This is a genomic window from Pseudoalteromonas sp. SCSIO 43101, from assembly GCF_023650775.1.
GTDB lineage: Bacteria > Pseudomonadota > Gammaproteobacteria > Enterobacterales > Alteromonadaceae > Pseudoalteromonas > Pseudoalteromonas apostichopi.
The window spans coordinates 1,304,783-1,325,660 of the sequence record NZ_CP072673.1 but is presented as its reverse complement, the minus strand read 5'-3'; the positions used below and the strand labels follow the sequence as shown (position 1 = coordinate 1,325,660).

Below are 20,878 nucleotides of genomic sequence, written 5' to 3'. Positions count from 1 at the left end.
ATTTTTCACGGCTAAATTATAATAATCAATTAGTCAGTAAAGTGCGTTTTCTATACTTTTTAAGACTAAGCTAATTTTCGATTAGTTCAACCTGTTTTGAAGACCATGCATTAATAAGTGCTTTAACCAATGACGCAAGTGGTATCGCGAAAAATACGCCCCAAAACCCCCATAAGCCACCAAAAAACAGCACAGCCACTATGATAAACACAGGGTTTAAATCGACAGCTTCAGAGAACAGCAATGGCACTAAAACGTTGCCATCAAGTGCTTGGATCACGCCATAGATAATTAGAATGGTCCAAAATTGTGTTTCTAAGCCAAATTGGAATAACGCCACCGCTGCCACAGGAATAGTCACCAATGCTGCCCCTACAAATGGAATAAGAACTGATAAGCCAACCAAAACACTTAATAAGGCTGCATAACGAAGATCAAGAACTGCAAAGGAGATGAAGGATGCAGTACCAACAATTAAAATCTCAAATACCTTCCCGCGGATATAATTCATGATTTGCTGATTCATTTCTTGCCACACTTGAATGATCAAACGGCGCTGCTTTGGCAATAAACGCTCAGCACTTTGCGTCAGCTCTAATTTATCTTTAAGCATAAAGAACACCAGTAGTGGTACTAAAATCAGATAAATCAGCCAAGCTGCTACATCTTTAATGGAGGTTAGCGACACGGATAACACCAACTGACCAAACTCAATGGCTTTAGTTTCAACACTGGTAACAATTGATTTAACCTGATCTTCAGTAATCAAACTTGGGTAATCTTCAGGAAGGTGTAAAAGCAGTGCTTTTCCTTTCTCAATCATATATGGGGTTTCTTGAACTAGATTACTGGTTTGCTGCCAAAGCACAGGCCCCATGCCAACAATAATCATGATCATCAAGCCACTAAATACCAACATAACAAGAATCGTTGCAGTAAAGCGCTTTAAACCCAGCTTTTCTAAATGAGCAACGGGCCAATCTAGTAAATAGGCAATCACCAAGGCAACTAAAACAGGCACGATTAGCGAGCCAAAAAAGTAGAAAAATGCAAAGGTTGCAATAAGCAGTAACAACAAGGTTACTGAATGGGGATCTGAAAATTTATTTTCGTACCAGGCTTTTACATACTCAAACACGAATGGGCTCCACAGTTAGCACACCTAATTCTAGGTCAATTTTAAAATGGTAATGATGTTTTTCTAAAAATCGCTGCATATCGTCCGTTGCCTCTGCAGCATTAAATGTAAAAGTCACGGGTTGTTTAACTGATATTGCCTTATTCAACCCTAATTTAAACTGAATAAATTGTTGGGGGCACTTATAGTCCCTTAAATCAACCGTTAACATAGCGAATCAACTGCGTTATTAATATGAATAATAAGTATAAGATGTCAGCATCTTGCGGAAATAAGTCTTTATAATGAGAAACAACTCATTTTTTGCTTAAAACACGCAAAACAATAGTTTATCCTTAATCAATAACTGGTAGTAAAGGAAACATGATGCCTGGCTCGCATAATAAAGCGCAATTACCTGCGAATCCAACTCTTAAAGAGATAAATTGGTATAAAAAACAAATTAACTGGGGCGAGCTGCCGCCTTTTTATCATATGGTGGCATCATCAGTCAGCGAATCAGAAGGGATTTTAGACCACGGTTTTGATAATGCTGTTAAGCGATTAATTGACCCACGTAACTGGAACCTTGATTTATTAGGAGGCCATGTAACCGAAATGGGCGAAATTGTTTGCGAGCAAAAACCACGAATCGCATTACATCAAAGCTTTACAGATCGAGGCTTTGAATTATGGGCTTACCCTTATGCAAAAGATGTTACTGTAGATCAATTTATTAAAGACAACCGCTTTATGGAGTTTAAGGTGTGGGATCCGCACAGCATGAAAAACCTTATTCGCTTTAATCAGCTCCATAAGTTCATTGGTTTTTACTTTGAAAGAGGCGATAAAGCAGACAAAGCATTAATTCTTCATGCCCATAAAGTAGCTCATAAAATCATAACTTTTTTACAACGAGAATTGAACGTTGTTAAGCTAGATGGAGTCACAATAAAAGATTTCTATCAATTGTGCGAAAAAGACAGCCGAGCATGCAGCGACGAAATAGACATAGCAAAAGTCATGTTAGGTGAGCAAATCAACAAGGAATAAGATGCGACTAAAATTAGCCTTTATTACACTATGCAGTGCATTACTGACATTCTCGATACTGCATAGTGAGCCGTTGAAGGCACAAACTAACTTTAAGCTGCCCGATTTAGGGACCTCGGCTTTGCAAGCGTTGCCGATTGAAAAAGAGCAAGCAATCGGTGAAGTGATGATGATGCAAATTCGTGGTTCATCGCCTGTTGTGAATGACCCCGTTCTCGATGAATACCTCACTACTCTGGGCAGACGTTTGGTCGCAAACGCTAACGATGTACGTTTTCCATTTTCATTTTTCTGGCTAAACAATTCAGAAATCAATGCATTTGCATTCTATGGCGGCCATGTAGGTGTGCATACAGGCCTCATCGCACAAGCCGATAACGAAAGCCAATTTGCCTCAGTACTTGGACACGAGATAGCTCACGTCACACAACGCCACTTAGCGCGCCGTATTCAACAGCAGCAAGACAACAGCGCATTAACCATCGCAGGCATGATTGCTGGTATTTTGGCTACAGTTGTTGCACCTGATGCCGGAATTGCAATTATTTCAGCGAACCAAACACAAGCGGCATTTAGTCAATTAACGCATAGCCGTGCTGCTGAGCAAGAAGCTGACCGTATTGGTATGCAAACCCTTAATAACGCAGGATTTGACCCCCGTCAATCAAGTGAGTTTTTAACTAAGCTTGCTGCACAAATTCGTTATAAGTATAAGCCGCCAGCATTTTTACTGACTCACCCATTACCAGAAAGTCGTGTATCTGATGTACGCTTACGTGCCGAGCAATACCCAAAAAGACACTATGCTGACAGCCTAGAATTCAATTTGGCTAAAAGCCGAGTGATTGCTCGTTATCAGCAAAAGTCAAAAGCAGCGGAGGATTTGTTTCGTAAATTAATGCGTGCAAATACTGTTCACAACGACACAGCTCTCAAATACGGTTTAGGTATTAGCCTGTTGGATCAGAAAAAGCTTGATGAAGCGGCCAACGTATTGAATCCATTGCTTGAGCAAGATCCAAAAAACTTATTTTATATCGATACCCATACAGACTTACTAATTGCTCAAGGTAAAGCTAACGAGGCTGTAGAATTTTTAGCTAAGTTAGATATCGATAGACCTAACAATCAGGTGATTGCCTTAAACTATGCAAATGCCGCTATTGAAGCAAAACAATTTGACCTTGCGGAGCGTATTCTAAAATCTTACTTGTTAGCAAAACCTGAGAACAATCTAGCCAAAGAGCTCATTGCTGATGTCTATAAAAAGCAAGAAAATATGGCTTCCTACCATGAAGCTCATGCCGATGTGCTCGCTCAATATGGCGCTTATTTAAAAGCAGCCGATGAAATTCAAAAAGCACTAAACTTTGTTGAGCCTGAAGAATTAGTAAAACAACAACGTTTAAAAGCCCTACTTACACAATACCGTCAATTACAAAAAGAGCTTGCGAGACTTTAAGTCTCGCGGCGCTTGCCCTAAAATAAGCCAAAATATTAAATGTGAGAACACACCATGTCTGTGACTATTTATCATAATCCACGTTGTTCAAAATCGCGTGAAACTCTTGCCCTATTAGAAAGCAATAATATTCAACCAAGTGTTGTTGAATACCTAAAAACACCGCTTAATGAACAACAAATTGCGACTTTAATTAGTCAGCTAGGTTTTACTTCAGCGCGTGAATTAATGCGTACTAAAGAAGACATCTACAAAGAGCTTGAGCTTAAAAATGAACAAAATGAAGATAAGTTAATTGCTGCGATGGCTGCCAATCCAAAACTAATCGAGCGCCCAATTGTTGAAAATAAAGGCAAAGCTGCTCTAGGTCGTCCACCAGAAAACGTATTAAGCGTGCTTTAATGGCTATAAACATTGTTGTGCTATACCACTCAAGCCATGGCTCTGTAGAAGCTATGGCTCATGAGATAGCCGAGTCGATTGAGCAACAAGGTGCAACAGCCTTGTTGCGCACTTTTGTTAAGCGTCAGTCACACGATATTGTGATCAGCAAAGATGATCTTATTAATTGTGATGGCTTAGCCTTTGGCACTCCTACTCGATTTGGCATGATGGCCTCGCAAGCAAAGAGCTTTTGGGAAACCACCAGTGATCTATGGCTTAAAGGTCAGCTGATAGATAAACCCGCTTGCGTTTTTTCGTCATCAAGCAGCATGCACGGTGGTAATGAAGCAACCTTGTTAAATCTATCACTGCCACTATTACATCACGGTATGATGTTGCTAGGTGTGCCTTATGAAGTACCTGAATTACTAGCGACTGAAACTGGCGGTACGCCATATGGTGCGACTCATGTAGCCGGTAGCAATAACAGTAATGTGTTAAGTAAAGACGAAATTAAAATATGTCAAAGCGTTGGTAAGCGCCTGACACTAATTGCGAGTAAATTACAATGAGCTTGGAACCTGAGTTAAATCAGCCTGTTGCCAAAAAACCAATTACAAAACGATTCCAACGTTTCGCACTGATTGGTTATATCGGCTTATTAATTTTAATGCCAGTTTGGTTGTTTTTAATTGCCCCAAGAGAAGGCCATAGTAATGCCTTTATCTTTGTTGTATATATCCTGCCTCTGCTGCTACCGCTAAAAGGTATCATTCAAGATAAGCCTTATACCTATGCATGGGCGAACTTTATTGTCATGTTCTATTTCATCCATGGTTTTACATTACTTTGGGTCGCGCAAGAACAGCTGATTTGGGTATTACTTGAATTAACCTTTGCGAGCCTAATGTTCATTGGCTGCACCTATTATGCACGCCATCGCGGACAAGAACTTGGCCTTAAGATACGTAAATTAAAAGAAGAGCTGGCTGAAGAAAAAGCGGCACATGAGCACGACAAATAAACACTTTTATTTAGAAAAATGAAACAAAAAACGGCAACCTAGGTTGCCGTTTTTTATGTCACTTTATATAGTTTTTATGTCTTCACACCAACTCAGCTAAGGTGGCTAGCGCGACAATACTTGCTAGACCCACTTGGCCAATTAAGCTAAACAACGAAAACAATCTTAAAATAAAAAGTCCCCAAGGATGGCGTATATGTGGGTAAAGCGCACATCGTTTCAAGCTTGTCGCAAAGAAAAAACATAAAATTGAAATTAGCGTAAAGCTAAGTGTTAGCTCACTTTTAATCGAAATACTGTCATCAAAAAAGAAGAACAGCTGCACAGGAAGTAACAAAGTTACAATCGCATGTAATAAATGTACCTTTTTAATGCGATCAAACTGCCCTTCAGGTGAAAGCTCTTTGATGCCAAAGTCATGCTCAAGGCACTTCACTAAGCTATCCGCTTTAATGCTTACTGCTAATCGGTAGCAACTTAAACCATCATTGTTACGAACTCTAAAGTCATAACCTGCTTTTAGAAGCAGCACAAGTAACGGTCCATTCTCGGCTAAAACTGAATAATGTAATGCCGTATTGCCTTTGTTGTCTTGGGATTTTTTATCTTGATACTCAAGCAAAGTCTCAACAACATTCACATAGCCTTTTTCGGTAGCCCACATAAAGGCTGTTTTACCGTTTGCGTCAGCTAATGCACCGGTTGCACCTTGCTCAATAAACCGCTTTGCCATTGTTTGTTTAGCATTTTCATGGCTTAAGTGAGCAAGTAAAGCTTGTTCAAGTAACGATGCAGAATCAACGTCTGGTGACACAAGCTTAAGCAACGTGAAATAATCTTCGCCATGGGCTACCTTTTCTGCTGCTAGCACAGTTAAAGGTTCAAGATCTGCAACAGACTCTGGAATAAAACCACTAAAGCGTTCTCTAAAGTCAACTTCAGTCCAGAGCTCCAGCACATCGTCCGCAGACATTTTCGCACCTTGATTAAGTACATGCTCTATCACCGTGAAATAGCGACGATTAAATAACTGGTGAATGAGTGTAATAGGTGTTTTAACTGCCGACTGTGCAAATGCGCTGGCGTATTTCTCTAAGCGCTGGCACAGCATTAACACAAGACTCTCAGGGGTGTAGTCGTTTTCTAAAAAGTGCGATTTCATAGCATTAACATAATGCAACGCAGCTTCATCAAACTCAGAAATGTGTTGGAAATAACACTCTTCAAACGGTTCAAGAGGAGTCAACCAAGTGAGGTAGTAAATAGGCGGAAGAACCGTCGTACACACACCGTCATCTTCATTAGTAGAACGACATGCCGGCCAAGCTTCTAAAGCATCTAAAATATAGGCCCCGTTTTGCTCAGCTAATCCTTTGATCAGTAACGGGTATTCCTTTGGCCAAATCAGTACATTTTCCATTAAAAAAACACAACTCCGCTGCACATTATTCGATGTCTTATTAAGCACTCAGTTATAGCAAAATTTAACTGACAGTTTGCTTAATATTGCAACCAATAACACAGTATCTGAACAGATACTTTGGTAAACAAGAAAAGTAGCATGATTCTACCACAGAGGGTTACAGGTGCTAGCGCAAAGTAGGTGATTTTTAAAGAAAATAGAAAAGCAGCGGCACATGAACGGTGCTCACTGCTTGGTTGGAGACTGAAAGTAGCTAAAATGCTCGATGAGGTGAAGGTAATCGAGCTTTAAGCTAACTTACTTACTTGCTAATTCGCTTGTGACTTCGTCGATACCCACTTGACTGATGCGTTGCAATACTTCTTTTTGCTTTGCACTTAACAGTGAGATACCTTCAGCAACGATATCGTATACTTTCCACTGCTTATCTTTGCCTTGACGTAATTTAAAGTGCAAATCAATGGCTGGCGCATTGTCATCAACTATTTGTGTCTTTACAGTTGCATAACCATCGTCGATGAATTGTGATTGATCAAAAATTACTTTTTGGCCTGTGTATTTCATCAGTGCGCCGGCATAAGTTACTGTTAAGTAATGCTCAACTGCAGCAATAAAATCAACAGCTTGCTCACGACGTAGGCCTTTAATGTGCTTACCTAAAAGCTTATACGATACAAACTTAATATCCATGTGCGGCAATAAACGTTTTTCTACAATGCTTGCCATTGCTTCTGAACTTGCATCACCCTTCGCATTTACATTTGCGATATCAACAAATAAATCTGCTGTGACTGATTCTAATAGTTGCTTAGGCGAGCGGTCTTCACTGGCAAAAGCAGTTGCAGTAAAAAGCGCAGCTATAAGCAAAAATGAGTTAACTAGTTTGGTCATCGTATTCACCTCTCAACGAAAATTTTCGCTAATATACCGATATTAAATCCATAAAAAAAGAAACAATCCGACACCGTTTTAATGCCAATTAAGCACCAATCGATTTTTCCCATAGTTTTCAGTCAATTGCTAAAAAATATGAGAATGTGCACAGCTTCTGTGTTTTTACGCACATTGAAAAGCCCCTACCCTCACCCTTATCTACTTGCTCACAGTCATAATGAGAAGTACCGAGATGAAACTAAAGCACCCACTAAAAGCACTTATGTTAAGTGTAGCCGCCCTACTAGCAACACCGACTTATGCCGCTTCAAACCATGGCTATGCGGTTGATTACATCCAAGGTGAAGGTGATGTGAAAGGCTTAAAGCTGGCCTACCAGTACCATATACCCAATGAAAAGCTGCCTTTTCAACACCCCCGTTTGTACTTCGAGTCTAGTTTTAATATTTGGCAGTATGGCAAAGACAACAAACATCAAACTAATATCGTGTTAGCTATGTCTCCGGTGATCCAATACCCTGTATTTAATCTGAAAAACATGCCTGTTTATGTGGAGTTTGGGATTGGTGTTTCATTGTTAGATGACACCCATTTTGCAGGCAAAAACGTTAGTACTCACTATCAGTTTGAAGATAGATTGGGCTTAGTTGCAGACTTAGATGATGACTCAACCTTAGCAGTTAGATATTTGCATTACTCAAATGCGGGCTTCAAAAACCCTAACCCTGGCCTTGATTTTATTTCACTGTCTTATGCAAGACGATTTTAAGTGCTACTATATCGCTGTGTATATCGGCAGGATTTAAAGATGGAAACTTGGCAAATTATAGCCATTGTTGTTGCCGTATTTGGTGTGGTAGTTGGTAACCTTATGTTGCTAAAACATGCAGCAAAAATGGACTTCAAAGTGCCTAAAAGCGATGATAATGAAGATAAAAAAAACCCTGATGAATAATCAGGGCTTTTCTATTTAAGGTTTTAGCTTTGTTTACACTAACCAATGTGCCATTAAGACAATCACCGGTAATGTTACTAAGGTTCTTAAAATAAAGATGAAGAACAATTCGATAATATTAACCGGGATTTTGCTACCTAAAAGCAGTGCACCTACTTCCGACATATAAATCAATTGCGTCACACTCATTGCAGCAATGATAAAGCGTGTTACATCACTTTCGATACTACCAGCCGCAAGAATCGACGGAATAAACATATCAGCAAAGCCAACCATAATTGTTTGTGCAGCAGCTTCAGCTTCTGGTACTTGTAATAGCTCTAAGAATGGAACAAAAGGTTTGCCCATATATTCAAAAATTGGCGTATATTCAGCAATAATCAAAGCAAATGTGCCCACAGCCATAACCACAGGTAATACAGCAAATACCATATCAAATGCGTTATGTAAGCCTTCTTTCACTGTACCAGCAAAACCCGGTGCAGTGCGTGCTTTAGCAAGTGCCACATCAAGTGAGTGAGAAACCAATGTTTTACCTTCAGGTACTGATTCTGCGTCTTTATCAGGCTCAGTTCCATCTACATAGAGATCTTTTTTAAAGCGTAGCGGTGGTAAGCGAGGCACAATTAGCGCAGCTGCTAAACCCGCTAAACACACCGTTAAATAAAACGGTGCAAATAGGTGTTCAAGCTTTACTTGACCAATAACAACTAAACAAAAGGTAATTGATACAGCTGAGAAAGTGGTACCAATAATGGCTGCTTCACGTTGTGTATAATGTTTATCTTCATACTGACGAGCGGTCATCAAAATACCTACACTACCATCACCTAACCAAGATGCCACACAGTTAACTGCACTTCGACCAGGAACACCAAAAAGTGGGCGCATAACCTTAGTTAATAACGTACCCACTAGTTCTAGGAGACCGAAATTTAATAATAACGGTAATAATAATCCCGCTAGAACAAACACAGAAAACAATACGGGCAGCAAGTCGTTTAATACTAACGCACCAGTATTCCCTGAAATAATCATTTCAGGACCTTGCTTCGTGTAAGTCAGAATAATAAATATCATGCCCAGTAACCGAACACTCAGCCACAGCCAACTAACATCAAATAAGTGTTTAATGATAAAAAACTTAAGTAATGGCTGTGGTTTAAACAGCTTTATTATCAAAGATAAAACACCGGTGATACAAACGATACTGGTGATTAAACCCAATGCAAATGGGGCAATCCACTCTTGCACTGCTTTTGCCATAACAGCAATCGGAATAGTCATTGCTTCACCTATGGGTACCGGCGTCATAAACAAAAAGACACCTATAAGTGAAGGAACGAAAAAGGTAAACAAGGTTCGCAAGTCACTGCGATTTGCTGTGTTTAAGTTAGACATATTTTCAACCTGTAAAAACCACAAAAAGAGCGGCGAAGCTCTTTTTGTGGTGGTTTTAACTTTTTTAATTATTAAATATTGATACCGCGTTGACGCAGTGCATTTTCTAATGCTTGCTGGAGGTCATTCATTGTACCAGGCTCTAATGTCGAACCTTCAGAGTCCATCCAAGTTAAACTTGTACCGCCATCATTGGTACGGCTAACAAGAATTTGATATTGGCCTTCTTCAATTGGTAGCTCAGCTAGTTCTTCACCCCAAATTGAATCCCATACGCTTGACTCAGGCTTTTTGTAATCAGCCGTAATCAAACCACGTTCTTGGTCAATCTCTACGATAGTGAAAGATAATCGCTCTAAGAAGCCAGAGAAACGATCAAACACCATGTTGTAATCTTGCTCAGTAACCAGTGCCGCATTACCTTTGTTATCAAAGCCCATTTCTAATGAAATAATGCCTTGTTGTTTACGCATTTCAACTTCAAGTTGACGGTAACGGTAATCAAACTCAGCAATCACTTGGTTTAAAGCACGTACTTCAAGTTGTTGCTGTAGTAATGGTGTTAACGGTACTGAGTCGCTTTTATAATCAGCAAGTTTAGCTGTTAAAGAAGCTGTACGCTGATGCGACTTTTCTTCAATAGTAAATATAAAACGTTGTTGTGATACTTCGGTTTCGCTTTCCCAAAACCAACCTTCTTCAGGTTTAATAATCGCATACCAACCTGTTTCAATTGAATTTGATGCTTTATCTTCTTTCAAAGCTGCGGTATTTTTTTCAGCTAGAACGGCTTTTATAGAGTTCCAGATAAATACATCTAAATCTTCTATACCATCGTTTTTATCAAAATAGACCCGCGCTTCAGTGTCACCTTCTTCAACCCAAGTACCTTGAGCAATGGTAATAACTTGCGCTGGCGGACGATAGTTTTTAGCTTCAGGATTATTGTCATATTGCGCAACATCCATTTTATATGTTGGATCTAGAGCTGGTTGCGCTAAACCTGCTGGTGCTTTGACCGGTTCATTTGCTCGATAATTACGTTTTTGATGTGCTTCGTCGGTAAATACACCACACCCTGTTAAACTTACCATTACGCTTACAGCAAGCGCCTTTGAGATCCAATACTGCACAGATATTTCTCCTTAGCAAACCCTTAATTTTTTTAACAAATATATGAGTGGGTAATGCCGATTTGGTTCACTGTAAAATCACTTTTAACTTTACATTTATAGTTTTTATGCAAAAAACCCGAATAGATTCGGCTAGCGTAACGTATTTGTTTGCTTGTCGCCTTGCAAAATTTTAACTATGGTACTTTCAGATGCCCCTAAAAACAAGAAAGAGCGCACTTTATTCACGGCTTAATTAATCGTCGCTATCGTTAACGATGCAAATTATGTTAAACTTCGCCGCCGTGCGGTATTAAACTCACGTGAAATCAAAGCTTACTCAAGCTTATATCCATTGGTATTGTTAATTACTAGGTATTTAAAATTCCATGACTGCTTTTACAAATCATCAGATAGTGCTCACTGCGATTGGCGAAGATAGACCCGGTATCGTTAGCGAATTAACTCAGTTAGTGAGTGATTGCCATTGCAATATAATTGACAGTCGCATTGCTATTTTGGGCAACGAGTTTACCTTTATCATGCTGTTAGCAGGTGATATGTCGGCCATTAGCCGCATTGAGCATACATTGCCAACTAAAGGCATGGAACTTGGCCTTTTAACCATGATGAAACGCACAGCAAGTCATGTTGCATGTGAATTTTGCGCCGGTTACACCCTCGAATACACAGGTATTGATACACCTGGAACATTAAGTAAAGTTACGCGCTTTTTTGCTGACAATAACATCAGCATTTGTTCACTTAAATCTGATACGTACGACGAAGGTGATGAGCTAAAAATGCGTTGTGAGCTAGAGTTTAATATTCCCGTTGAAGTCGATATTGATAACTTTAAAGTGAGCTTTGAAGATCTTTCTCGCAGTTTGAACGTAGATTATATTTTCAGACGCATTCGCTAAGGAGCAAAGCATGAAAACAATTAATCCATTACAGGCCGGTGATACAGCCCCTGCTTTTAGTTTACAAAATCAAAATGATGAAACAATCACACTCGCTGAGCTATTAAAAGAGCAGCAAGTGCTTGTTTACTTCTATCCAAAGGCATCCACTCCAGGGTGCACCGTACAAGCTGAAAACTTACGTGATGAAAAAGCTGAGCTTGCTAAATTAAACACACGTGTCGTGGGTATCAGCCCAGACCCAATAAAGCGTTTAAAGAATTTTGAAACCAAAAAAGAGCTTAATTTTGACTTATTAGCTGACGAAGATCACGCGATTGCAGATGCGTTTGGTATTTGGGGTTATAAGAAGTTTATGGGTAAGGAGTACGAAGGAATTCATCGTATTAGCTTCCTTGTAGGCCAAGACGGTAAAATCAAGCATGTGTTCGATAAATTCAAAACCAAAGACCATCATCAGGTTGTGTTGGATTATTTAGCGCAGAATTAGTAGCGATAAGCTAAAAAGTAAAAAGCGTTGCCATGGTGCAACGCTTTTTTTGTTTTTAACTGGAAATATTAAACCCAGTGTCTACTTTATCGGGGTCAGATCAGACGGCTGACGGCTGACGGCTGACGGCTAAACCCTAACTAATTCCCAAATACTTATGTACTTGAACTGATAAACGCCAGTTCTTTGCAATACAGGTTTCAATGGCAAGTTTAGTTGCTGAGGTCTTTTGGCTAATTGGTTGAAGGTACACTAGACGCGGATTAACACCTGTTTTTAAGAATAAATCTTCGAGCTCTTCAACATGCTTTTGCATTGCCACTGGGTGTTTAATTTCATCAGCGCGCTGCATAGCGCTGCGTAATACTTTGTAACCGCCACGCATATTAATCTTCGGTGATACGGTCACCCATGTTTGTTCAGGGACTAAAATCTCAAATGTGCCGCTGGTTTCAATTTGAGTCGAATAACCATTTGCGTGTAATAACTCACACACTGGATTTAGGTCGTACATGCAAGGCTCACCACCTGTGATCACCACATGTTTTGCGTTGTAGCCACGTTCTTTAAATAGCGCTAACACTTGCTCCGCAGTTGCTTCTGCCCAATGATCTGAGTCTGCTTTTTTCTCAACCGTGTCATCAAGTGACACTTTATATACATTATCAACGTCCCATGTTTGTTTTGTATCACACCAAGCACAGCCTACAGGGCAGCCTTGTAAACGTAAAAAGATTGAAGGTGTACCAGTAAAACTTGCTTCACCTTGAATTGTTTCAAACACTTCGTTAATTTTGTACAAAAGAGATCTCACTTACGACGCAACGATATATAATGCATACCATCAAAAAACCAAAAACACGCGCAAAAATTGTTATTTAGGCCCGAGCCGTGTAGTATATCGCGCCCTGAAGTAAACCTCTATCAAAAGTAAGAGCAAAACAGATATGACGCAAAAAGTAGTTGTGATTTATTCCGGCGGTATGGACTCTTTTACCGTATTAAATAAAGCCCTGCAACAAGGCCACGAAGTATATGCCCTGTCGTTCGACTACGGCCAGCGTCATGTTAAAGAGCTTAAAGTAGCTGCTCAAGTGTGTGAAAAATTAGGTGTTTCTCACAAGATTGTTGATATTTCAGCAATCAATCAATTGATTGGGGGCTCATCACTGACCGATGATATCGATGTGCCAGAGGGTCACTACGAAGAAGAAAGCATGAAGAGCACAATAGTGCCAAACCGCAACATGATCTTACTATCACTTGCAGTGGGTTATGCGGTGTCTTTAAAAGCCAGCAAAGTTTACTATGGCGCACATTCTGGTGATCATGCAATTTATCCTGACTGTCGCCCTGAATTCGTTCAAAAAATGGATGATGTTTGCCGTATTGCCAACTACGACGCTGTTGAGATTTTCAGTCCATATTTAAACAATACTAAAATCGATATTTTAACAGACGGCTTAAAAATGGGTCTTGATTACAGCCAAACTTGGACATGCTACAACGGCCGTGACAAAGCCTGTGGCAAATGTGGTGCTTGTCAAGAGCGCTTGGAAGCCTTTGCACTTAATAACGTTACCGATCCTATCGAATACGAATAAACAAAAAAGGCTATCAAATCTTTGATAGCCTTTTTAAAGACACATTTGGTAAAAATTTAAAGTCCAAACGGTTGCGTCAATGCTCTATTAACTAAATAGACGCTCAAACCAGTTTTTATCTAGATCTGCTTCACACTTTTTAAGTTGCGCGCCATAACGGCTAGCTCGATGTTTAACTTTATTTGCAACACTCATTAACCACTTTTTACTTTTATAAGTACCACGCTTATAGCCGCCCCATCCTTCATGGTAATTTAGGTATTGTGCGTACGCGTCCCATTTCGATACACCATTTACTTTATGAGTTTTGTAAACAAACCACGCCATAAAGTCGATAGCATCATCAAAATCATCCCTGTCTGCACCGCTGTTGCCTGTTTCTCGGATGTAATCTGACCAAGTAGGTGTTTTCGCTTGTGAATAGCCATAGGCAGAACTGGCACGACCTATTGGAATAACCCATAAGAAGTATTCCATTGGCGGAGCAGCATCATGACGAAATGAGCTTTCTTGATACATCATGCTCATTAGCACATGTTTAGGCGATCCCCATTTTTCTTGAGCATCGCGGGCATCGTAGTACCAATCAGGCTTTTCTTCAAAAATCTTACAGATATCATGGGGTTGCTCTGGAGGAGCGGTTGCACATCCAGCCAATGATGCGGCCAGCGATAAAATAATTATACTTTTTTTCATTTTTTTTTGGATCTCGCTGAACTTTTTCTTTTCAGGTCAGTCTGAACTTATGAATGCAGCAGTATAGCATTGTTTCATCCCTGAAGAATCTTTGACGCAGCCACCATAGGCTGCGTTTTTTTATGTCTTCACCTTACTAAGCTTTAGCAAAATAGTCATCTAAAAAAGCAGTAAACGTTTCGCTATCGGCAGCTTTAACTTCACGCTCTTTAAGCACAGAGTCAGCAGCTTGTTTCGCTAAAAATGCATGATCATAAAATTGATACTCTGACGCAAGATGGCTTTGCTTGTACTGCTGTGCAAGTGCTAATGCAAAATTACCATTATCTAGGTTCTCTTTTGCAAGTGTTGCTACGTATTTGCCAGAGTATGTTTTTCTAGGATCTTGTACCCAGGTTGCAAGCTCAGCAATAGTTTCACTGTAATAACTTACCCCGTATGCATTATCCATATAACGTGCAACGGCAGTTAAATTACTAAAAATTGTTTTAGCCCAATCTGTCAGGCGAACTATTTCGCCTTGCTTGTTAAGTGTTAATTCTGGATCTCGGCCTTCATTAACAACCGCATCGAGGTTGGTAGTGCTCAACTTTTGTTCTTGCCAATCCATCTCTGGAGAGTCATTTAATAAGCAGTAAGTTAGGAATACGTCTAAAAAGCGTATTTGCTGTAAGTCGATACCCGTTTCACTAAATGGGTTAACATCTAATGCCCTTACCTCAATGTATTCTATACCACCACGAAGTAATGCATCTGTAGGAGTTTCGCCTGATGCTGCGTTGCGCTTAGGACGAATTGGTGAATAAAACTCATTTTCGATTTGCAGAATATTTTTGTTTAACTGCTTTGGTTCAGCACTTGTGTAATCATCAATATGGTCATAAATATCAGATGGCGTATGAATCGCTTCTTTTAAACCTGCTACATATTCTTCTAATGAGTTGTACATAACACGCAAAGACGATTGCGCACTGTTGGTATAACCAAGGTTCCCCAAACGCAGCGCTGTGCCAACTTCTAAGTAAAGAGTACCTTTACCTAGTTTTTTAAATGGTAAGTCTGTTTCGCGCCCTTGCAAAAATGAACTACACAATGCTGGCGATGCACCAAATAAAAAGCTGATCAACCAAAGCTCACGTTTAAAGTTACGAATAAGTCCCAAATACCCATTCGAAATAGAATCAGCGAGTGTGCCTTGGCTGCCGTTTAAACTATACAAGCTTTGCCATAAGCTCTCAGGAAAAGAAATATTAAAATGCACACCAGCAATTGCTTGCATCATACTGCCATAGCGATTCTTTAAACCTTCACGATAAAGTGTTTTCATGCGGCCAATATTTGAGTCACCAAACTGTGCCAGTACGATGTCGTCTTGATGCTCAATAAAACACGGCATGCTGATAGGCCATAAGAGCTCATCATCCATCTGAGACAAGGTGAACTTTTGCAGATCTTTTAGCTGAGCTAAGGTTTGCTCTGCAGACGTACTTACCGGTGTAATAAATTCTAATAGCGATTCCGAAAAATCAGTGGTGACATGATCATTAGTTAAAGCGCTACCAACGCCTTTTGGATGACCTTGCTGTGAGATAACACCATTTGGTTTGATCCTTAATGCTTCTCGCTCGATACCACGTTTAATCCCATTAATTGCGTTAGGAAATTGTACTGTTAACGCCTCTAGCGTTTTATTTAAATCATGTTTTATCAAAAATGCTTCCTCGAGCCACGTGGCTGTAATCCTAAGTGTATGGGGGCAAAAAGTAATTACTCAAGTCAGAAAAATCAGTTTCATTTAGTACCCGTTCACTTGATGCTCAATCTTGCCATTGTGAGGGACAATATACAATTGCTTTGGCGGCACTTCATTGTTGCTAAAAACATTTAAAATACTATTTAGACTTATTTCTTGAGGATACTGAGCCTTTTAACTAATATAAAAGACTGAGGCTAAACATAATAATTCAAGCAAGATATTGTTTTAGATCAAAGGGAAGATGAAATTTTTAAAACTTTCATAGTTATCTATATGCACCCCCTTCCCTTACATTTTTCTGAGACTATAATCCGCACACCATAAAAAAGTATATTTCGAGGACTCATATGCGTCGTGGGCAAGAAATCATTAATCAAGAAGTGACATACTCTGATAATCAAGAGCTTGTCTCTACTACAGATTTACGCGGTGTCATCACATACGTAAATAAGGAATTTTGTACGATTGCAGGTTACACCGAGGAAGAGCTACTCGGAAAAAATCATAATATTGTTCGCCACCCTGACATGCCAAAAGCGGCATTTAAAGAAATGTGGGAAAAACTAAAGCAAGGCCATTCTTGGCGTGGCATGGTTAAAAATCTCTGTAAAGATGGTCGTTACTATTGGGTTGATGCATTTGTTACACCCATTTATGAACATGGTCAGTTGGTTGGCTATCAGTCAGTTCGAACTAAGCCATCTGAACAATTAAAAGACCGTGCAACGGCACTGTACACTAAGATTAATAATGGAAAATCAGTCGCGTCATTTCGTGAAAATATTTCGCTGAGACAAATTTTGTCTGCGGTTATTTTATTTGCAGGCATTGTCGGCTTAGCGTTTACTACTTCATGGATGGTTGCCTTAGCGAGCTGTGCCGTTGTAGCACTCCTTTTTGCATTAAATTATGACGAGCTCGTTGTAACCCCAAGCCATTTAAAGCAGCAACGTGCAGAGTTTGATTCAGTATCACGCTATGTGTATTCAGGTTCACACCCTTTTAGTATTGCTGCCTATAATCAGCAAATGCTGTTCGCTAAGCTTAGAACTGTATTAGGTCGTGTTAAAGACTCTACTTACTCATTCAAAGACATTGCTACCAACTTAGATAAACAATCGTCACTAACCGAGCAAGGTATTGCTGCACAAGGTCAACGTTTAAGTGATATTGCTACGGCAATGACACAAATGAGTGCAACTATTGGCGAGATTTCAGCAAATACTCATCACACTGCTGACAAGGTTAAAACAACTTACCAAAGCTGTAATGATATCAAACTGCATATTGAAGATAATAGCAGCATGGTGTCTGATCTAGCTAACCAAGTAGAGCAAGCAGCCACTACCGCTAACTCTCTTGCTAGTGAAGCTGACAAAATAGGCCAAGTAATGAGTGAGATTGAAGGCATTGCTGAACAAACAAACTTATTAGCGCTGAATGCTGCAATTGAAGCAGCACGTGCAGGTGAGCATGGCCGTGGTTTTGCGGTTGTAGCAGATGAAGTACGCGCACTTTCTTCACGTACTCAAAATGCGACAGCACAAATTCACAGCTCAATTAAAGAGATCCAAGATACGTTATTTAGCTGGTCTAAAGTGATGCAATCAACTAAAGCGCAAGCAGATAATTGTGTTGATACTACTGCTCACACTCAAACTGAGCTAGCGAGCATCTTCGCACAAATTGATGAAATATCAGGCCTTGCGACTGAGATTTCGACGGCTGCAGAGGAACAACAAGTTGTCAGCACCGATATACGCGAAAATGTAGAAAGCATAAAAGGACACAGCGAAGAGAACTTAAAGCTTAGCTACAACGTCGCTAAAGATGCAGCGGGGCTTGTTGAAGGCTCGCGCAAAGTTAACGATATGCTGTTAACCTTTAAAGTTTAAACTTAACTGATACAAAAAAGCCGCGTCAAAATGATGCGGCTTTTGTTTTTAGGGCTAATCAACGACTCGAGAAAACAAGTCCATTCTCATCAGCATCAATATGGATGATGGCACCCGGCTGGTAATCCCCACCTAATAATCGCTGTGCTAATGGATTTTCAATGGTATGTTGTATAGCACGTTTTAAAGGCCTTGCCCCATACACTGGATCAAAACCACTTTCAGCGATGCGGTCTAGGGCTGCATCCGTTACTTCAAGAATGTAGCCTTTTTCAGTTAATCGCTCACGTAGCTTACTTAACTGAATGTCAGCAATTTCTTTAATGTGTTCATTAGCAAGTGGATGGAATACCACAGTTTCGTCGATTCGGTTAATAAACTCAGGACGGAACTGACTAACCAATACGCCCATCACTTTTTCTTTTAAGCCTGCATAATCATTTGAACCAGCTTGCTCTTGGATAATGTCAGAGCCTAAGTTAGAAGTCATAATGATAACCGTATTTTTGAAATCAACGGTACGGCCCTGACCATCCGTTAAGCGGCCATCATCAAGTACTTGCAGTAAGATGTTAAATACATCAGGGTGCGCTTTTTCGACCTCATCCAATAAAATGACTGAATACGGACGACGGCGAACTGCTTCAGTTAAATAGCCCCCCTCTTCATAGCCAACATAACCCGGAGGTGCACCCACTAAACGTGCCACCGAGTGTTTCTCCATAAACTCCGACATATCAATGCGCACCATGGCATCTTCAGTGTCAAACATGAAGCTGGCTAGTGCTTTGGTCAGCTCAGTTTTACCTACCCCTGTCGGGCCTAAGAATAAGAATGAACCGATTGGGCGATTTGGATCAGCAAGCCCTGCTCGAGAGCGACGAATTGCATTCGCAACCGCTACAACGGCTTCATCTTGACCAATCACTTTATGATGCAGTTCATCTTCCATCTTAAGTAGCTTTTCGCGCTCCCCTTGCAACATTTTGGATACAGGAATACCTGTCCAACGCGATAAAATCTCTGCGATTTCGTCTTCACCAACTTGGTTTTTAAGCAAGCTCATTTCTTGCATTTCGGCCTGTGAAGCAAGGTCAAGTTTACGCTCAAGTTCAGGAATACGACCATACTGGAGTTCAGACATGCGCTGTAAATCACTTGCACGACGCGCAACATCTAAATCAAGACGCGCTTGCTCAAGCTCAGCTTTAATGACTTGTGTGCCCTGTAATGAAGCCTTCTCAGCATTCCAAACTTCGTCTAGTTCGCGGTATTGGGCTTCAAGTTCAGTGATCAACTCTTGCATCTCAGTACGACGTTTTTGGCTCGCTTCGTCTTTCTCTTTTGCAAGGGCGTTATCTTCCAGTTTTAACTGAATAATACGACGCTCTAGCTTATCTAAAGATTCCGGTTTTGAGTCAATTTGCAAACGAATTGAAGAGCCCGCTTCGTCAATTAAATCAATCGCTTTATCTGGCAATTGGCGATCACTAATGTAACGGTGCGACAGCTGCGCCGCAGCAACAATGGCCGGATCGGTAATATCAACTGAGTGATGAAGCTCATAACGCTCTTTTAAACCACGTAGAATCGCAATGGTGTCTTCAACCGATGGTTCATCAACAAATACTTTTTGGAAACGACGCTCTAAAGCGGCATCTTTTTCAATATATTGACGATACTCATCAAGAGTTGTGGCACCTACACAATGTAACTCACCACGGGCAAGTGCTGGTTTTAGCATATTACCTGCATCCATTGCGCCGTCTGTTTTACCTGCGCCTACCATAGTATGGATTTCATCAATAAAGAGGATGACTTGCCCTTCTTCTTTGGCTAGTTCATTCAACACTGACTTTAAACGCTCTTCGAATTCACCACGGTATTTAGCACCAGCAACTAAAGCACCTAAATCAAGCGATAATACTCGCTTATTCTTTAAGCCTTCAGGTACCTCTCCATTGATGATCCGCTGTGCTAAACCTTCGGCAATCGCCGTTTTACCCACGCCTGGTTCACCAATTAACACCGGATTATTTTTAGTACGGCGTTGTAATACTTGAATAGTACGACGAATTTCGTCATCCCGGCCAATTACAGGGTCTAGCTTGCCTTGCTCTGCTCGCTCAGTTAAATCGATTGTGAATTTTTTTAATGCCTGACGGGTTTCTTCAGCATTCGGATCATCAACCTTTTGACCACCACGAATAGCTTCGATTGCTGCTTCAATTTTGCTAGAAGTAATATTTAGCGCTTTAAAAATGTCGCCTAATGGGCCTTTATCGTCACACGCGGCAAGAACAAATAACTCACTCGAAATGAATTTATCTTTTCGCTTTTGAGCATATTTATCACACAAGTTAATTAACGAAATCAGGTTGTTTGACAGCTGAACATCGCCACCAATGCCTTCAACTTTAAACAGTTTTTCGATTTCTTGAGATAACTTGGTGTTTAACTCATCAGCACTCACACCGGCTTGTGCAAGTAGCGCACGCACACTCGAGCCATTTTGTTGAAGCAATGAATACATTAAATGCACAGGCTCAATAAATTGATGATCTCGCCCAAGTGCTAATGACTGCGCATCTGAAAGCGCAGATTGAAATTTACTTGTAAATCTATCTAAACGCATAAGGGTTTACCTATTAAAAAATCTAATTGCTTAATTAATGGGTATGGTTAGTGA

General features: G+C 40.3%; 20 protein-coding genes. 11 read left to right on the top strand and 9 right to left on the bottom strand.

The features are described from left to right. Positions 1-70: 70 nt before the first annotated feature. Positions 71-1,138, bottom strand: coding sequence for an AI-2E family transporter (locus J8Z25_RS06200; RefSeq protein WP_130051889.1), 1,068 nt, complete (start codon positions 1,136-1,138; stop codon positions 71-73). 366 nt (positions 1,139-1,504) lie between these two features. Here J8Z25_RS06200 and J8Z25_RS06195 point away from each other — a divergent pair, with 366 nt between their 5' ends. Genes J8Z25_RS06195 through J8Z25_RS06175 form a run of 5 tightly spaced genes read left to right on the top strand, consistent with a single transcriptional unit; the run spans position 1,505 to position 5,040 of the window. After that, entirely contained in the window at positions 1,505-2,170 is a 666-nt protein-coding gene (locus J8Z25_RS06195; RefSeq protein ID WP_130052308.1) for a hypothetical protein, read from the top strand. Between the two features lies 1 nt (position 2,171). Then, complete coding sequence (bepA, locus tag J8Z25_RS06190) at positions 2,172-3,632, top strand: beta-barrel assembly-enhancing protease (protein ID WP_130051891.1); 1,461 nt, start codon at positions 2,172-2,174, stop codon at positions 3,630-3,632. 54 nt (positions 3,633-3,686) lie between these two features. Further along, the gene (gene arsC / locus J8Z25_RS06185) at positions 3,687-4,034 is read left to right on the top strand and encodes an arsenate reductase (glutaredoxin) (RefSeq protein WP_130051892.1); all 348 of its coding nucleotides are present in this window, start codon (positions 3,687-3,689) and stop codon (positions 4,032-4,034) included. Continuing rightward, positions 4,034-4,588 (top strand): NAD(P)H:quinone oxidoreductase, encoded by a 555-nt coding sequence (wrbA, locus tag J8Z25_RS06180; RefSeq protein ID WP_130051893.1) that lies wholly within the window; start codon positions 4,034-4,036, stop codon positions 4,586-4,588. Before arsC ends, wrbA begins: the two co-directional genes overlap by 1 nt. Next, positions 4,585-5,040 (top strand): DUF2069 domain-containing protein, encoded by a 456-nt coding sequence (locus J8Z25_RS06175; RefSeq protein WP_250661852.1) that lies wholly within the window; start codon positions 4,585-4,587, stop codon positions 5,038-5,040. The genes wrbA and J8Z25_RS06175 overlap by 4 nt, the downstream gene beginning before the upstream one ends. Before the next feature lie 82 nt (positions 5,041-5,122). Here the strand turns inward: J8Z25_RS06175 and J8Z25_RS06170 are convergent, their stop codons facing one another. Together J8Z25_RS06170 and J8Z25_RS06165 are read right to left on the bottom strand one after the other, a co-directional pair. Beyond that, positions 5,123-6,460, bottom strand: coding sequence for an ankyrin repeat domain-containing protein (locus tag J8Z25_RS06170; protein WP_250661851.1), 1,338 nt, complete (start codon positions 6,458-6,460; stop codon positions 5,123-5,125). Positions 6,461-6,760: 300 nt separating this feature from the next. Next, positions 6,761-7,354, bottom strand: coding sequence for an MlaC/ttg2D family ABC transporter substrate-binding protein (locus J8Z25_RS06165; protein ID WP_250661850.1), 594 nt, complete (start codon positions 7,352-7,354; stop codon positions 6,761-6,763). 235 nt (positions 7,355-7,589) lie between these two features. Between J8Z25_RS06165 and J8Z25_RS06160 the strand changes: the two genes are divergently transcribed. Beyond that, positions 7,590-8,126 (top strand): acyloxyacyl hydrolase, encoded by a 537-nt coding sequence (locus tag J8Z25_RS06160; protein ID WP_502934593.1) that lies wholly within the window; start codon positions 7,590-7,592, stop codon positions 8,124-8,126. 39 nt (positions 8,127-8,165) lie between these two features. Then, complete coding sequence (locus J8Z25_RS06155; protein ID WP_250661849.1) at positions 8,166-8,312, top strand: DUF2897 family protein; 147 nt, start codon at positions 8,166-8,168, stop codon at positions 8,310-8,312. A 33-nt stretch (positions 8,313-8,345) separates the two neighbouring features. On the opposite strand, the gene J8Z25_RS06150 is transcribed toward J8Z25_RS06155, so the two are convergent. After that, positions 8,346-9,713, bottom strand: a complete 1,368-nt coding sequence (locus tag J8Z25_RS06150) for a YjiH family protein (RefSeq protein ID WP_130051898.1) — start codon at positions 9,711-9,713, stop codon at positions 8,346-8,348. A 71-nt stretch (positions 9,714-9,784) separates the two neighbouring features. Further along, positions 9,785-10,846 carry an NlpB/DapX family lipoprotein gene (bamC, locus tag J8Z25_RS06145; protein WP_130051899.1) on the bottom strand — a complete coding sequence of 354 codons (1,062 nt, stop codon included), beginning with the start codon at positions 10,844-10,846 and terminating at the stop codon, positions 9,785-9,787. Between the two features lie 368 nt (positions 10,847-11,214). On the opposite strand from bamC, the gene J8Z25_RS06140 reads away from it, so the two are divergent. Together J8Z25_RS06140 and bcp are read left to right on the top strand one after the other, a co-directional pair. Beyond that, positions 11,215-11,748: a glycine cleavage system transcriptional repressor gene (locus J8Z25_RS06140; protein WP_130051900.1), complete on the top strand. Its 534-nt coding sequence runs from the start codon at positions 11,215-11,217 to the stop codon at positions 11,746-11,748. A gap of 10 nt (positions 11,749-11,758) precedes the next feature. Beyond that, complete coding sequence (bcp, locus tag J8Z25_RS06135; protein WP_130051901.1) at positions 11,759-12,238, top strand: thioredoxin-dependent thiol peroxidase; 480 nt, start codon at positions 11,759-11,761, stop codon at positions 12,236-12,238. A gap of 136 nt (positions 12,239-12,374) precedes the next feature. Here bcp and queE read toward each other — a convergent pair whose 3' ends face one another. Beyond that, complete coding sequence (gene queE, locus J8Z25_RS06130) at positions 12,375-13,040, bottom strand: 7-carboxy-7-deazaguanine synthase QueE (RefSeq protein WP_130051902.1); 666 nt, start codon at positions 13,038-13,040, stop codon at positions 12,375-12,377. Between the two features lie 121 nt (positions 13,041-13,161). On the opposite strand from queE, the gene queC reads away from it, so the two are divergent. Continuing rightward, the gene (gene queC, locus J8Z25_RS06125) at positions 13,162-13,842 is read left to right on the top strand and encodes a 7-cyano-7-deazaguanine synthase QueC (protein WP_267894589.1); all 681 of its coding nucleotides are present in this window, start codon (positions 13,162-13,164) and stop codon (positions 13,840-13,842) included. An 87-nt stretch (positions 13,843-13,929) separates the two neighbouring features. Here queC and J8Z25_RS06120 read toward each other — a convergent pair whose 3' ends face one another. Together J8Z25_RS06120 and gshA are read right to left on the bottom strand one after the other, a co-directional pair. Then, entirely contained in the window at positions 13,930-14,538 is a 609-nt protein-coding gene (locus J8Z25_RS06120; RefSeq protein ID WP_130051903.1) for a transglycosylase SLT domain-containing protein, read from the bottom strand. Positions 14,539-14,674: 136 nt separating this feature from the next. Further along, entirely contained in the window at positions 14,675-16,249 is a 1,575-nt protein-coding gene (gshA, locus tag J8Z25_RS06115) for a glutamate--cysteine ligase (RefSeq protein ID WP_130051904.1), read from the bottom strand. Positions 16,250-16,641: 392 nt separating this feature from the next. On the opposite strand from gshA, the gene J8Z25_RS06110 reads away from it, so the two are divergent. Then, positions 16,642-18,189, top strand: coding sequence for a methyl-accepting chemotaxis protein (locus J8Z25_RS06110; protein ID WP_167658485.1), 1,548 nt, complete (start codon positions 16,642-16,644; stop codon positions 18,187-18,189). A 58-nt stretch (positions 18,190-18,247) separates the two neighbouring features. On the opposite strand, the gene clpB is transcribed toward J8Z25_RS06110, so the two are convergent. Continuing rightward, positions 18,248-20,824: an ATP-dependent chaperone ClpB gene (clpB, locus tag J8Z25_RS06105; protein WP_130051906.1), complete on the bottom strand. Its 2,577-nt coding sequence runs from the start codon at positions 20,822-20,824 to the stop codon at positions 18,248-18,250. Between the last annotated feature and the right edge of the window lie 54 nt (positions 20,825-20,878).